Here is a 15,357-nt window from a genome sequence, read left to right on the forward strand (position 1 = left end):
CAAAACGTGCTATTGCATCGACGGAATTTTCCAATCTTCAGGAACAATTTCATATGTCTCAAAGGGATGTGTCGAGACATTGGATTTATCAATGACTTTGTTGGGAACATTGAAGTGGGGATAGTTGAGACCGTCTGTTCCAGGAGCTGCTAGGTCAGGCATCGGTTTATTTTCCATTGCCCGTATAGCGTACTGCACGATCAGGCGTCCCATAATGATGCCCGGCTCAGACACTACGGCCAGTAATCTTCCGTCTATGATCATAGGCGCCGCACTCTTAACCATCGCGGAGCTCACTACCGGCGCCTGACGGTTTTGCTGGCGCACCGCCTGCGCGGCCCCCATGCCCAGTGTTATTTGCGGTGTATAAATAAAATTGATATTTGGGTTGCGCAACAGTAGATCAGAAGCCTTGGTTAACCCTTCCTGAAGATCGATATTACCGCCAAAACCCGTTTCAACTAATTCAACTGGAGTAGCGCACTTCTTAGCTTCTGCTTTGAAACCTTCATAACGCAATCGAACCCACTCAGCCCCTGCGGGGCCGGGAATCATAGCCACATTTTTAGATTTCTCTGGCGATTTACAAACTGCATCCGCCATCAGACTGCCGATGTGGGTATCATCCTGTAGCACCCCGAAATCAATGTTCTTACTGTTCACGGGAATGCCTACAGCGGCCACTTTCATGCCACTGGACTTCAATGACTTGATAATAGGATCAAACCCATTAAATGCCGCCGGTGCCAGAACGGCTACATCAGTACCCATGCTCTTAAACGCTTCGAGTTGGGCAAACTGTTCACGGACATTGCCGTAGGCTCCAGCAACCGATACCTGGACGACATCGACACCAGTACGTTTGGCTTCGTCAGTAATACCGTAAATAATCCCTTTATAAAAATCATCGTTAAGATGAACTACGGTGACACCCAGTTTAAAGGGCTTCTCCGCTTTCATTTCAGGAATTATTCCAACCAGACGATCTTCTTCTGCATGTGCTGCAAAACTAAAAATAATTGATGCCAGTAAACAGGAAGACTTTAACGGTAACGCTTTTTTATTGAATCTCGAAAGCCAGCTCATTTTAATTCCCTCGTTCAATACTTATAAAGGCCAGGTTATTAACTTCTGGAGAAAAAACCTGTGTAATGAAAGAATGACTTAATATCCAACCAGAACTTTTATCGATTCTGTTAAAAGCAAAATTCGCCTTTCTTACAGACATAACAAGTCAATCATCTTCCAATTGAAAGATACTTGTTATTAATTGATTTAAATAAAGGCGTCCGATGCCGTTATAACCTCCTGCTTCAAGATGCAGTGAATTAAAAAAGTTGTTTCACTGCAGCCATAAAAGCATCATTCCTTTCCAACACCACTGAGTGAGAGCAATTATTCAGAATCTGTAAATCAGCATATCTGATATTTTTTGCAAGTATCTCAGAGCTACTTGCAGGAAAAGGAATATCTTCACGGCCATGTAACATGATCACCGGGCATTTAATCGCTGAGAGCGTCTCTTTACTAAGAGTCGTTTTTTCAACATACTGTTGCGGTTCACCGGTGAACATTTCATCAAAATATTCTGCATATCCTTCCTGGAACACAACGGGTTCCCGCGCGCTTATGTAGTCATTATCGATAACTGATTTATCGTGGATAAGAGTACTAAGTGTAGAAATGAGTTCATCGCGATTTTTTGGGCAGCGCCAGATTCGCTGCGTTGCTTCAGACGCTTTAAAAGGTGCACCAATCGCGCCAGTCGTCAATACCGCCTTAACGCGGGAGTCGCTTGCGGCAACATTCAGCGCAATAGCAGCAGAAATTGAATGACCAATTAATCCTATTTCATTTACACCGATGACATCGATCATGGCTTTAGCCTGTCGAATCCACATCTCAAAATCGAAATAGGGTTTTTCAGCTTTACGATTGCTAATGCCGAAGCCAATAAGATCAAGAGCGTATACATTAAAATTCTCGCCTAATGGTTCGAGAATACGTCCCCAGTTACCCAAACTGGATGCTCCAGGTCCTGAACCATGTATGAGTAATAATGTTTTTCTGCCTGCTGAACCCTTGCCAATATCAGCGTAATAGTAGCCTGCTTCTATTCCTTCAAATTCAAATGAGGACTTCTTCACTGTCACGTACATAAAAACTCCTGGCGTGCTCATGTGGGTCTGAAATCAATAATACGCAACAAAAATGATTTATGAAGAAGAAAATGGATTTTTTGTGACATCATAGATATTTCGTATGAATATCCTTCTTACAGATGCTGTGCTATTATGTAATCAAAATCGTTCAAACTGTTTTCAAGCTCATGAAAATAATGAACATTCCTGGAGAGGGATTATGAAAAGCTCAAAAGAAGGAAAATCGTTAAACGAGACGATTTATGCATCTCTACGGGAGTTGATACTCACGGGACAGCTCGTTCCGGGTAGGAAACTCAAAATCTCTGAACTCGCTGGTCGCTTTGACGTTAGTCTTAATGTGGTGCGTGAAGCACTAAACAGATTGACCGGAGAACTTTTGGTAGAGGTGGCTCCGCAGCAGGGATTCAGCGTGCGAGGCCTTTATCAGGACGAGCTTATCGATCTCACTGAGCAAAGGGTCACGTTTGAAAGTATTGCGCTGCGTAAGGCAATTGCTTCCGGTGACATTGAGTGGCAGGGACGTCTAATCGCTTCCAATCATCGTCTGATTCACACACCGCAAACACTGCCCGAAAGCCCGGACAAGCTCAATCCCGACTGGCATAGCCGACATGAGGATTTCAACTTTATCATGATGGAGAACTGTGGCAGTAAATGGCTGTTCCTCATGATTAAACAACTCGCAGAAGCTTACCTGATTTATCAGCGCGTCCTGCTACCGGTTGTTCCTGACCAGGGGGAGCGCAATACAGACCATAACGAACTGCTCCAGGCCATACTTGATGGTGATGCAGAAGGTGCAGTATCTATCCTCACTGAACACCTTAACCAAACCCGGGACGTGATGCTAAACGTTTTAAACGTTACAGCGCCTTCTGGTATTGGCAGACGAATCACTCATTAAAAGATGTTGAACATGGATAAACAGCAAACCCGACAGCTCCGAGCGGTACATGTCAGCCACGTGAGCGATATTAACCCGCGTATGAAACGCATCTGTCTTACCGGTGAATCTGTTGCAGCATTCGCAGAAGCGCTACCGGCGGCATGGGTAAAAGTATTTTTTACTCCACCTAATGAACCTGAAGGACCGGGGCGCGCCTATACTATTCGACGTATTTGTCCTGTAATCAATGAGTTGGTTCTGGACTTTGTTCAACACGGTGAAGGCCCAGCGGCCAGCTGGAGCCGATCTGCTAAGGAAGGCGATATCATCAGAATCGCTGGTCCTCGTGAAGGTATCGCTTTAAAAGGCATCCAGTCATTGCTCTTGTTTGGCGATGAAACGGCAATACCGGGAATTTTTGGGATCATCGAAGCGTTAGACGAAAACGTCACTGTTCAGGTTTTCATTGTGAAAGAGACAGAGGCCTCTTATGCTCCGCCTCATACCCTCGCTGCTTTATCGCTGAATTGGCTCAAAGGTGATGAGGATTTGGCAGCTCAGGTTACATCCTGGATTCAGAACAACAGCCCTGATCATGTTTGGGGAGCTGGAGAGCACAGTGTGGTCATCCCGCTGCGAAAACATCTTTTTCAGACATTTGGCCGAAGCAGGAAAGACACTACTATTACGGCTTACTGGAAATCAGGTGAAGCTGATCACCGTGATAACGCTGAGTAATCTCGCATCATTTGCTTTTAAACCATAAACCCAACAGCACTGCCCCCAAGATCATCGGGCCAGTGCTGTTTTTGTTATGTTTCTCTTTGCATTAACCCTGAATCTGGTTCATTTTTCCCTTCACAGCTGCACAGATCCGCTTTAACCCCTCGGTCAAAACGCTACGCGGGCAGGCCGGATTAAGTCTGATAAACGCATCGGCATTGTCGACAAAACCGTTTCCGGAAACCACCAGGACATTGGCCTCGTTTATGAAGAAATCGCCCAGTGCCTTGCCTTTCAGCCCTAAAGCAGAACAGTCAATCCACATCAGATAAGTGCCTTCGCAGTCAATCATCTTCAATAAAGGCGCATGTTCCTGTAGATAACATTCGGCAAAATCAATGTTGCTTCTGATATAGGTGCGCACTTCATCCAGCCACTGATGGCCTTCTTTGTAGGCTGCCGCAAAACCAATCATGCCAAAAATATTGGGCCGTTTACTGTCGCGCGACAAGCAGTCCAGTTCAAACTTCTTTCTGAGTTCGGGATTCGCAATCACATTAACCGAGATCTGCAGACCCGCCATGTTGAAAGTTTTGGTTGGAGACATGCAGGTTATCGTGTTTTGCAGTAATGCGTCACTTAATGAGGCGATACTTATGTGCTTCCTGTTGCCAAATATCATGTCGCAATGAACTTCGTCGGAAACAATAACTATATTATTTCTAAGACAAATTTCGCCTATACGAAGCAGCTCATCTTCTGTGAGCACCCGACAGGTTGGATTATGTGGATTGCATAATATAAGCATTTTCGCCCGGGGGGATTGAGCTTTGACTTCCAGATCGTCGAAATCAATGCTGTATTTCCCATCGCGGTATAACATTGGGTTATGCGCTGGAACTCTTCCGTTAGAAACGGTAAGTTCGGTAAACAACGAAAACGCAGGCGTTTGAAAGATCACTTCATCGCCAGGTTCCGTTAGCACCCGCACGGCACCACCAATTCCAGCAATCACGCCTGGTGTATAGCTAATCCATTCGCGCTCGATATCCCAGCGATAATGCTTCTTAGACCACTCGATAAAAGAATCGAAATAATCACCAGCTGGCTGCACATATCCATAAAGGCTAAAGTTTGCGGCGTTTGTGACCGCCTTAACAACAGGTTCGGCTGTACGAAAATCCATATCAGCCAGACCCAGCGCAACAGTATTGCTGTCTTTACAATCTCGCAATTTATAAGCGGATGTATTCCGGCGGTCGATAACCTCATCAAAATTACTGCTCATGCTCATTCCTCTTAACTATGTGAAATCTCTTTTAGGCTGCTTCCCTGCTGATCATTAACTTCTTCAAATTCTTCATCTGAATATTTATTAAGACTTATGCCGCATAAGCCATAAACCAGCTCAAGCACAATCATGGTGATGTTGAAGAACATGAACGGGATAATAGCGATAAGCGGGACACCCAACGTTGCAGCGATAAACGTACCGTTCAGGCTCCACGGCACCATCATGCTCAAACAATCAGTGAAGTTACTGACTGCACGTGAGGCGTTTTCTGGGCGGTAACGAAATTTTTTATATAAAGGTGCCATTAGAGTGGCATTCATAATCATTGAAAAATAATTAGCTGCTACAAGAGACGAACACACCGCACATCCGGCAAATGTTGACGTAATTAACCCGACGCGTGAATGAATTACGTTGCTCATCGAATCAATGATTTTTCCCAGGATACCGCTGCCTTTGAGAATGCCACCCATACCTAATGCAGCAACAACAACGCCTATCAACTCCAGCATGCTGGAAATGCCACCGCGGTTGAGGATGGGATCAAGAAATTTATTGCCTGTTTCGATGCTGACACCGGTTGCGAGAAAATTACCGACCTCAGAAAATGAATGGCCTTGGTAGAACACGGATATAAACGATCCGACGAAACAGCCAACCATGATTGCGGCTACAGCCGATTGTTTACAGGCCAGTAAACCAATAACAACAGCCAGAGGGATAAGTGTAATCCAGCCGATATTGAAGGTACTCGCAAGTGACGACAGCATGTTATTGGTTGCCTGAACATCCATTGAAGCATCAGAAAAATAGAAACCTACAACTGTGTACAGTGCTGCCGATATGATAACGCCAGGAACCGCAACGCTTACCATGTGTTTTAAATGTTTCATTAATGGCACGCCAGCGATAGTGGAAGTCAGCAGCGGCGTATCTGCCACTGGCGAAACCAGATTTCCTACACATGAGCCTGATACGACTGCCCCGGCAACAATGCCTGGTGAAATACCCATTCCCATGCCAATCCCCATCATAGCGACACCAACCGTACTGACGGTTCCCCAGTTTGTACCCAGTGGCAGAGAAATGAGCATGGAGATCAGGAAAGCAACTACCAGAAAATATTTAGGAGAAATTAATTCTAAACCCCAGTAAATGAGTGTTGGGACCGTACCCGCACTGATCCAGACGGCTATCATGCAACCAATAGCCAACAACAGGGCAAATAATCCTGCACCGACTTTAATCATTTCATATACGTCTTTCTCAATCTCTTTAGGGGAATAACCTAACTTCCACGCAAAAGGGACCAGAATAAGCCATGAGAAAAACAATGTCGTTACAATAGGAATGCCGAGTAAACTCATTGATGCCACAATGAATAAGATCAATACTACGATAGTCATCAACGCGAAATTCAGTGATGGCTGTTTTTTAGGCTGCGCCTTTATATCCTCTGCTATTTCCATCGTCTTGGCCCTTCATTTGAGTAGGTTAATATGTCCAAATCAATGAGACATAAGCGGTCGTAACACCAATATATGCATTGTTTTTTTGATGATTATTCATGGCGGCTTCATGCCAGTTCCAGGTAATGAATTACATTTTTGAAATACTCATAATGTTGATATGAATTGATAATCGCTACTTTTTATAAGCGATAACCTCGATCTCAACCTTTGCACTTTTCGGCAATTTAGCAGCTTCTATACACGACCTGGCGGGCGCTGCTGAGCCTGAAAAGTACGAACTATATACCTCATTGAATTCAGCGAAGTCAGCTATATCAGCAAGAAAACACGTAGTTTTAATCACGGTACTAAGCGATGCTCCACTCTTTTCAAGGACTGCTTTGACGTTTTCAAGCGATTGTATTGTCTGTTCTTTGATACCACCTTCCGGGAACAGCATGGTTTCAGGTACCAGTGGTAGTTGCCCTGAAGTAAATACCAGATCACCGAACATAATCCCCTGCGAATAGGGACCTATAGCTTCAGGAGCATTTGAGGTGGCAATAGCTTCTTTTTGATTCATTATGTGTTCTCACTGTTATTAAGTTTAAATTCACGCAGGTATTTATAAACTGCATTTTTTGAAATACTTAACTTCTCTGCCACAATATTTGCCGATTCTTTAAGTTCAAATATTCCGCTTTCATAGAGATTGTAAACAATAGCGCGAGTACGCAATTTTTTATTAATTCTTTGATCATTATCAACCTCACTTATCGCTCTGCAGGTTGATTCATTAATTAGCTCTTGAGGATTTGAACTGAAATTTTCAGGTAGTAATCCATTGAGTATATGGTCAGGCATTAACGTTTTAACCAGTTCAGGAAAGGGAACTGAAACGTTAATGTTCACACAAAAAAGACCGATAGGTTTTTGACTTTCACCTGCTACTACACAAGTTGTCGATTTAAGTAATTTACCTTCTCTGTTGCGCGTGAAATAGCTGCGAGAATTCACCTCACCCGTCTGATTAAACTGCCTAAGCATTTTCAAACCCATATCAGTGATCGGCGAGCCCACCTCACGATTGGTATGGTGCCCATTTACGATCTTCACCACCGAAGCATCAAGACTTTCAAATGAGTGCAATACCACTTCACAGTGAGATCCAATAAGGTCTGCGACCATGTCAGCAAGCCGAAAGTAGGATGTCATGTGTTCATGATCCTTTTCGGTAAAAGCCATACTGCGCTGTATCTCGTTGTCATCAATATTCATAAATAACCATAAAATGGATTTTATTTGATTTTATGGATTATAAATAACACACAAAAAAGCAACATAAACATACTTAAAACTTATGACACCAATCACATCATTTTTAATAAAGGAATTAAAATCAATAAGTTGTATAATTTTGGTTAAAAACTTATCGTTTCAAAAGTGGACTTTTGTTTACTTTGTCTATGTCAAAAATTCCCCTTTTGTTCACCTTGGGATAAGGCGTCGGACTGATTTACAGGGTTGACGAATGAAGTGGGCACAGTGAGAAATAACAAAGAGCGTTGGGAAGAGCTTTGTTGGGGAACCTCGAAAAGGTACGCCGGAGGGAAAAAGGGCACCATCAGGTACCCTCCAATTTATCCAACAATTACGCGAGCTCTGTTTTAGCGGGCAAGAAGATAGCCATAAGCCCAACCAGGGGCAGGAAGGCGCAGATTTTGAAAACAGTAGCAATGCCAGCGTAATCAGCCACGACGCCAAGGCCTGCTGCGCCTAAGCCGCCCATGCCGAAAGCGAAGCCGAAGAACAAGCCGGAGATCATTCCAATCCGTCCCGGCACCAGTTCCTGTGCAAATACCAGAATTGCCGAAAACGCAGAAGACAGTACCAGACCGATAATGATGGAAAAAAGACATGTCATTTCGAGGTTCAGCCAGGGTAATGCCAGGCTGAATGGAGCAGTTCCCAGGATTGAACACCAGATAACTTTTTTACGTCCAAAGCGATCACCAATCGGCCCGCCGATGACCGTTCCTGCAGCAGCGGCGAAAAGAAAAGCAAATAGATATAGCTGTGCGCTCTGAACAGGCAGTCCAAATTTCTCGATTAGATAAAATGTGTAGTAACTGCTGAGGCTGGCTGTATAAACAAATTTAGAAAAGATCAGTACCAGTAGTACGCTGATGCCGATGATCACTTTTCTACGTGGAAGAGAGGACACAGCCCGAGCTGTTATCGACTTAGATGCAGCTGCATGCTGTGCAGCGTACCAGCGGCTCACCTGTAACAGAATAACTATCGCCAGCATGGCGGCCAGCACAAACCATGCGACATGTCCTCTTCCATAAGGGGCGACAACCACCGCTGCCAGCAGTGGACCTAAAGCACTTCCCAGGTTACCACCAACCTGGAAAAGCGATTGTGCCAGCCCGTGCCTGCCGCCCGACGCCATTCTGGCCACACGAGAGGATTCAGGATGGAAAACAGATGATCCTGTTCCCACTAATGCTGCGGCAATCAACAGCGCCGGGTACGACTCAGCCAAAGCCAGCATCACTAAGCCCAGTAAAGTGAAACCCATACCCACCGGCAGTGAACGTGGCTGCGGATGTTTATCGGTAAACATCCCAATTAGTGGCTGGAATAAAGATGATGTCACCTGAAAAGTTAAAGTGATCAATCCAATTTGCACAAAGCTCAGTGAGAATTCTGGTTGTAGCAACGGGTAAAGCGCCAGAATCAGCGACTGGATCATGTCGTTAAGAAGGTGGGCAGCGCTAATAGCACCCAATACACCAAATGATGTGCGAGGCAAAGCCAATGATTTTGCCGTGACAGACTTGTTGTAACTCATTTTTTAACCCCGAAAAATATTATCTGAACCCTGATTTCCGAAAAATAAAACGCAGAAAGCCCGGCACATGCCGGGCCTTTATCTGGCTGTAATGACTTATAAAATGTTGCCCGCGGCATACCGTTAGTCGGACCCTTTCTTGGACATGATCGCAAACACCAGATTCACCGCGACTAATACAATTGCTCCAAGCAATACGAATGCCAACTTGAGCCCCGTAAAATGCGCGGCATAACCAATCAGCGCTGGCCCCATTAATACGCCCAGATATCCCAGGATACTGGCTGATGCAATGGCAAGCGAAGCTGGCATAGATTTTTGTCTGCCTGCAAGAGAGAACAGCACCGGCACAACGTTACCTGCAGCAAATCCGGCCAGAGCCATCGAAGCGAGTACTGCATAGAAGGACTGCACTTCAGCGGTGAGGAAAATGCCTGCAGCAGTGATAAGAACACCTGACAGAAGCATAGTTTTCTCGCCAAGCAGTGTAACGATGCGGTCACCAACAAAGCGGCTTAGAGCCATTGCTATCGCGAATACCACATATCCGATACCTGAAACATTCGCCGCGACCTGCTTAACCTGAATCAGCAAAATTGCGCCCCAGTCCAGCATCGCACCCTCCGCCAGGAAGATGATCATTGCCAGCACGCCAATTGCAACCACCTTACCGCGTGGAATGACGAACAACGGATGTTCTTCTTCTGAACGGGTATTCAGGAATCCACGTGCAGCGAGTGATATACATACAAGGATCAGTGCTGCCGCCATTGCTGCCGCAAAGACGATATGCAGGCCTGTAGCAATCAGGAGGGTGACGAAGCTCGCGCCCGCCAAGCCACCAATACTGTAAAATCCATGGAAGCCAGACATTAAAGGCTTGCCAGCTGCATTTTGCACTTCAGTGCCATGGATATTGGCAGCTACGTCAATCGCACCGATTGAGCATCCGAACAGCAGTAAAGTCAGTCCCAGGGTCAACGGGGTCGAAACATGCGCCAGCAATGGCAACGCAATAATCAGGCCCAGCGCTCCTGCAATAATGATCTTTTTACTGCCGATTTTTCCTGCAAGTCCACCTGCAGTAGGCATGCCAATTACAGCGCCTAACCCCAGACAAAGTAAAACCGTACCCAGCATCGCTGAGTCTGCATTAATACGTTGCTGCGCAAACGGAACCAAAGGTGCCCAGCATGAGAGGCCAAATCCCGCGATGAAAAATGCTATACGCGTTGACCACTTCGCTCTGCTTAAATTAAGCTGCTTTTGCTCAGCTCTGGATGAAACGGCCGACTTCTGGCCGTTCCATGAAACATCTGACTGACTCATAATTTAATTACCCATGATTAAAATTCTTTCGTGTAAGTATGATACTCATGGATGCATTGGTGTGATTCATCTATAATGACCAAATATGTCGATAACACGCCACATTGTTAAAAACCCAGATGATGCAGAGTCCGCAGTTGTTGGCCAGTCGGAAAGTTCGGCGCCTTATACCAGCGATTTGCATAGCCATCAGCGTCATCAACTGATTTTTGCTACTCGTGGGGTGGTACATATGGTGACGTCTGAAGGAGAGTGGATACTGCCTACCAGTCGAGCTTTGTGGATCAGTGGCGGCACAAAACATGCATTAACGGTTAAGCGACCATCGCACATCAGCATCTTGTATATAAAACCTGAAATCAATCCGTTCCCTGACTCAGAACGCTGCCGGGTTGTTGAGGTTTCGCCTTTAGTACGTGAACTGATATCCGCCTGCGCTAATCATCCATGGGATTACAAACCAGAATCGCCTGAGTCACGTCTGGCAGATGTGTTGATTGATCAGATCAGATTGCTGAGTAATTCCCCCCTTGATCTTATGATGCCTACAGATGAGCGAGCCCTGCGTGTGGTAGAGATTCTTAAGCGCGACCCAGGCAACCGCTCCACATTACATGAACTGGCAAGGGAGGCTGGTGCCAGCGGTCGAACGATTGAACGTCTGTTCACGCGAGATACTCACATGTCATTTGGTGCATGGCGGCTTCGCCATCGAATGCTGTATGCCGTTGAAAGGCTCGCTTATGGTGAAAACGTTACCCGGGTAGCACTGGAAGCCGGTTACGAATCTTCATCGAGTTTTATCGCGTCCTTCCGCTCTATGTTTGGCACCACGCCTTCGCGCTATTTTGGTTAAATGAAAGCGGTTAAGCGCGCCTGATTAGCCATAAAAAGAACGGTACCCCCACTAACGCAGCAACCAGACCAGCCGGAAGCTGAAAAGGAAAAATGAGCATTCTTCCTAACCAGTCTGACCCAACCATTAGGGCGCTACCGGCTACGGCAGATATTACCAGTTGAGCTGATGCACTTCGGTAACCGAGCGCCCGTGCTGTATGGGGGGCCATTAAGCCAACAAAGCTGAGTGGTCCGACTATGAAAGTGGAGGTTGCAGTGAGAACTGCAGCAACACACATTATGGATAGCCTGCTTGCTGTTAGTGGCATGCCTGCTGATCTGGCTATCGACTCGCCTAACGGCAGCAGCGTAAGCCACCTTCTTAATAAAGGGGTAATAAGACCCAGCGCAGCGGCAACAGCTAAAGCTGACCACGCTTTTGACGCTGAAATACCATATGTCGATCCCGCAAACCAGGTAAGTAGTGTCGATACACGTGGATCACCGCCAGCCAGCATTAACATTAACAAAGCCATAAAGGCTGCATTAAGTGCCATTCCTGCCAGCATCATCCTTTGAGCAGAAAAATTACGGTAACCAGCAAGGGTGGTAACGGTGAATAAGGTGATGACAGACCCGAGGCAACCCGCAGGTAAAAGCCAGCCGCTCAGATCTCCGGGAACGAGCATAATAACTATCACCAGACCTGCCGCGGCCCCTGTGCTCACACCGACAACTTCCGGACTGGCGATCGGATTACCGGTTAAACGCTGGATCAGGCAGCCAGCAAGACCAAGCATTGCTCCTGCAGCTAACGCGGCTACGACACGTGGAAGCCTGAAATCCAAGGTTGATTGTGAAGACCATTGCCAGCCTGAACTGTTTTGCCCTAAATACAAAGCAAGCGTTATCAGCAGAAGCAGTACAGTTATCCCGACAGCCAGCCCGGTGCTTAATTTTCTTTTCTTCTCAGGAAAATCACCCGCAACGGGCGCCTTAGGCTGCATGTTTTCTCTCAGGCGCGGTAATAACCATAATAGCGCCGGCGCACCAAGAAGAGCCGTAACGGTGCCGGTCGGCACTTCTCGCCAGATTAGCGACAACAGAATGACCGCTTGATCTGAAATAAATAAAAGCAGTGCACCGACGAAAGGCGCAGCAACAATCAATTGGTTCAAGCGTCGCGCACCGAATAAGCGTGCAATAAGTGGGGCAAACAATCCGATAAAACCAATGATCCCCGAGGTTGTAACCAGTGCCGCAGTAAGACACACAGCGATGAATAAAGAAACGAAGCGCACAACATGCAGGCGCAGACCAAGATTCCGGGAAATGGAATCGTCCATGCCGAGTAGCGTAAGAGGCCTTATCAACAGGAAAGACAGTAGGAAAAAAATCAGCAATTGCGGCATAAGTTTGACTACATTTCCCCAGCCGTTTTGCGTTAGTGATCCTGTGCCCCACAAAAGTACACTCTGTAGTCTCTCATGAAAGTAGAGCCCGATAAGCTGAGAGACAGCGCTACAATAGAGTGTCATGACGAGCCCCACCAGAATGAGTGATACCGGCGAAAGCCTTTTACCTCGAATGACGATGGCCACCAAAATTCCCATGGCCATGGCACCATAAAGCGCACCTGCATAGGGGGTAATCAGTTGACCACCCCACAATGTGGCGAGCGTCATTCCAAGTTGAGCACCGTTCGCAACTCCCAATGTGGAGGGTTCAGCCAGCGGGTTTTGTAGCACCTGCTGAAACAAAAGCCCAGCCAGGCCGAGGCCTGCGCCAGTGAGTAACGACATGACTATTCGAGGTAACAGGGTATCGTGAAAGAGAACCTGTGAAATCACGTTGTTATCAGGGGCGATCAGTCCCGAAAGCCAGACATGCACCGGTAACACATTGCTGAGGTTAAACCCTGCCAGCAACAACGCTACGGCTAGGGATAATGAGATGATGCTTATACGCTGGGTTTTCATATTTTGTTCAGAAGACTTTTGAGAAGATGGCAGAAGCGCAAAGCAGTAAGCGGTCCTCCGTAGTACCAGAGCCCAGGCACCCTATGAAATTGTCCGGAGCGAACAAATGGCATAGCTTTCCAGAGTGTCGTTGAGGCCAACTCATTCATGACGGCTTCATCGTTTTGCTCTGTAAAACAAATAACATCGGTATGAACTATCGAAGCAAGTCGCTCAATACTGACAACCGCGCTTCCCCAGAAGTTGGTTTCGCCCTGCCATCCCCCCGGAATCTCTGCCCCTGTCATAACATCCATAAAAAGGCTGTTTTCGCCAAAAACCAGCGCATGTCTTGCGTCAACCAACGCCATGAAAAGCAGAGGACGCTTGATTTTGTCTGCTGCGGCCAGGCGTAATGATGCTATGTCCCGTTCCAGCCAGGCCAGAACTTCACGTGCAGTCTTTTCTTTACCGATTTTTGCAGCCAGAGACAGCAGCGCAGTGCAGGTAGTTGAAAGCGGATGACCATTTTTATCACTGAATGCAATGGCCATCGATGGGGCGATAGCGTCGTAGAGTGTTGGCGGTGGGCCATACCCTTCTGCATAAACGATCAGAGCCGGCTTGAGTGCAGCCATCAGTTCGAGGTTAGGCTCGGTACGTAAACCCAGCTCAGTCACATCTTCTGACAACACCGGCTGCTGAACGAGGGACCGGTAATTGGCAGCTTCAGCCACAGCAAGTGGCATTACACCTAAGGTAAGTAACATCTCCAATGGTAGCCACTCTGTAACCACAATTCCTGAATCTGTGTGCGGTGAACTGGTTACCATTTGAGCGTCGACAAATGGAGAGAACATTGTCGTAACAGCGAGCATACGCAGCATATGACGCCGGCCAGGATCAATTGAAGTGGATATTACTTTTTTACTGGACATAACTGACCGGGTGCCCTTTACTCGGGTGCAAGAAAGTTCCCATCAATATTCCATAGATCCCTTTCAAAACTTCAGTCTGCATAAGTTCATGTGGGGCGCCCTGTGCAATAATTCCTCCTTTTCTGAGGGCAACAAGGTGGTGACAATAGCGAGCCGCCATGTTGATATCATGCAGCACCGCGATGACGGTTACTCCCTTAGCGGATGACAATTGCCTGAGCAATGTAAGCACTTCTATTTGATGACCAACATCAAGCGCAGAGGTAGGTTCATCAAGCAAAAGACAACGCGTATCCTGTGCAATAGCCATTGCAATCCATGCTCGCTGCCGTTCACCCCCTGACAGAGAGTCCACATATCGATCAGAGAGGTTGTTCAACCCTGCTGCAGTTAAAGCGTCATTAACTATAGCCCGGTCTGTCGCTTTAAAACGGCCCAGAGCTCCATGCCAGGGGTAGCGACCAAGAGATACTATCTCATATACAGTCATACCCTCAGCTGCGGGTAGCTGTTGCGGGACATAAGCTACCTGACGAGCAAAATCGGAGGATGACCAGGACTCCAGAGGTTTCCCGTTCAGCAGTAGCATTCCTGAGGTTGGCTTATGATGGCGGCCTAACAACTTAAGCAGGGTCGATTTGCCGGACCCATTGTGACCAATAAGACCTGTGAACGCCCCCACAGGAAATGACAATCTTGAACCATGAAAAAGTGGTTTTCCTGATATAGAAAACTCAGCGTCGCAAACATTAAAACAAGCAGAAGACATTCGACACATTTCCATTTAAATCATTGTGGATTATCAGCCTCCCTTCAACTTTGTGTGAGGGCATCGCATATCCGGAATGGCTTTTAAAGGCAGGATATGGGCATATCCTCTTCCGAAATCACAAGTTCCTAATCACACTCGTCGGGATAA

At 46.6% G+C, this 15,357-nt stretch carries 14 protein-coding genes; 3 read left to right on the forward strand and 11 right to left on the reverse strand.

All coding sequences use genetic code 11. The features are described 5' to 3' along the window. Positions 1-9: 9 nt before the first annotated feature. Both AC6I8L_RS16590 and AC6I8L_RS16595 read right to left on the reverse strand, forming a co-directional pair. Positions 10-1,086, reverse strand: a complete 1,077-nt coding sequence (locus tag AC6I8L_RS16590; RefSeq protein WP_058959227.1) for a substrate-binding domain-containing protein — start codon at positions 1,084-1,086, stop codon at positions 10-12. 242 nt (positions 1,087-1,328) lie between these two features. Next, a complete protein-coding gene (locus tag AC6I8L_RS16595) occupies positions 1,329-2,159 on the reverse strand; it encodes an alpha/beta fold hydrolase (RefSeq protein WP_058959226.1) in 831 nt (276 codons plus the stop codon). 202 nt (positions 2,160-2,361) lie between these two features. On the opposite strand from AC6I8L_RS16595, the gene AC6I8L_RS16600 reads away from it, so the two are divergent. Both AC6I8L_RS16600 and AC6I8L_RS16605 read left to right on the forward strand, forming a co-directional pair. Further along, positions 2,362-3,069: a GntR family transcriptional regulator gene (locus AC6I8L_RS16600; RefSeq protein WP_058959225.1), complete on the forward strand. Its 708-nt coding sequence runs from the start codon at positions 2,362-2,364 to the stop codon at positions 3,067-3,069. A 12-nt stretch (positions 3,070-3,081) separates the two neighbouring features. Continuing rightward, on the forward strand, positions 3,082-3,789 hold the full coding sequence (locus tag AC6I8L_RS16605; RefSeq protein WP_167347089.1) for a siderophore-interacting protein: 708 nt from the start codon (positions 3,082-3,084) through the stop codon (positions 3,787-3,789). Positions 3,790-3,880: 91 nt separating this feature from the next. Here the strand turns inward: AC6I8L_RS16605 and AC6I8L_RS16610 are convergent, their stop codons facing one another. From AC6I8L_RS16610 to AC6I8L_RS16635, 6 genes are all read right to left on the reverse strand, one after another. Next, entirely contained in the window at positions 3,881-5,062 is a 1,182-nt protein-coding gene (locus tag AC6I8L_RS16610; protein ID WP_058959223.1) for a MalY/PatB family protein, read from the reverse strand. Between the two features lie 11 nt (positions 5,063-5,073). After that, positions 5,074-6,537: a Na+/H+ antiporter NhaC family protein gene (locus tag AC6I8L_RS16615; RefSeq protein ID WP_058959222.1), complete on the reverse strand. Its 1,464-nt coding sequence runs from the start codon at positions 6,535-6,537 to the stop codon at positions 5,074-5,076. Between the two features lie 175 nt (positions 6,538-6,712). Continuing rightward, entirely contained in the window at positions 6,713-7,102 is a 390-nt protein-coding gene (locus AC6I8L_RS16620) for a RidA family protein (RefSeq protein ID WP_058959221.1), read from the reverse strand. Continuing rightward, positions 7,102-7,797: a helix-turn-helix transcriptional regulator gene (locus tag AC6I8L_RS16625; RefSeq protein ID WP_058959220.1), complete on the reverse strand. Its 696-nt coding sequence runs from the start codon at positions 7,795-7,797 to the stop codon at positions 7,102-7,104. The genes AC6I8L_RS16620 and AC6I8L_RS16625 overlap by 1 nt, the downstream gene beginning before the upstream one ends. Positions 7,798-8,170: 373 nt before the next feature. Next, positions 8,171-9,376, reverse strand: a complete 1,206-nt coding sequence (locus AC6I8L_RS16630) for an MFS transporter (protein ID WP_058959219.1) — start codon at positions 9,374-9,376, stop codon at positions 8,171-8,173. 123 nt (positions 9,377-9,499) lie between these two features. After that, positions 9,500-10,705 (reverse strand): MFS transporter, encoded by a 1,206-nt coding sequence (locus AC6I8L_RS16635; RefSeq protein ID WP_072226474.1) that lies wholly within the window; start codon positions 10,703-10,705, stop codon positions 9,500-9,502. A gap of 85 nt (positions 10,706-10,790) precedes the next feature. Between AC6I8L_RS16635 and AC6I8L_RS16640 the strand changes: the two genes are divergently transcribed. Then, on the forward strand, positions 10,791-11,561 hold the full coding sequence (locus AC6I8L_RS16640) for an AraC family transcriptional regulator (RefSeq protein WP_072226472.1): 771 nt from the start codon (positions 10,791-10,793) through the stop codon (positions 11,559-11,561). A 10-nt stretch (positions 11,562-11,571) separates the two neighbouring features. Here the strand turns inward: AC6I8L_RS16640 and fhuB are convergent, their stop codons facing one another. The 3 genes from fhuB to AC6I8L_RS16655 are packed head-to-tail and all read right to left on the reverse strand — an operon-like array spanning position 11,572 to position 15,207. Next, positions 11,572-13,521, reverse strand: a complete 1,950-nt coding sequence (fhuB, locus tag AC6I8L_RS16645; protein ID WP_058959217.1) for a Fe(3+)-hydroxamate ABC transporter permease FhuB — start codon at positions 13,519-13,521, stop codon at positions 11,572-11,574. Then, entirely contained in the window at positions 13,518-14,438 is a 921-nt protein-coding gene (fhuD, locus tag AC6I8L_RS16650) for a Fe(3+)-hydroxamate ABC transporter substrate-binding protein FhuD (protein ID WP_064511318.1), read from the reverse strand. Before fhuD ends, fhuB begins: the two co-directional genes overlap by 4 nt. Beyond that, complete coding sequence (locus AC6I8L_RS16655) at positions 14,428-15,207, reverse strand: ATP-binding cassette domain-containing protein (protein WP_374754028.1); 780 nt, start codon at positions 15,205-15,207, stop codon at positions 14,428-14,430. The genes fhuD and AC6I8L_RS16655 overlap by 11 nt, the downstream gene beginning before the upstream one ends. Positions 15,208-15,357: the final 150 nt, after the last annotated feature.

It is taken from the genome of Type-E symbiont of Plautia stali (assembly GCF_059731115.1).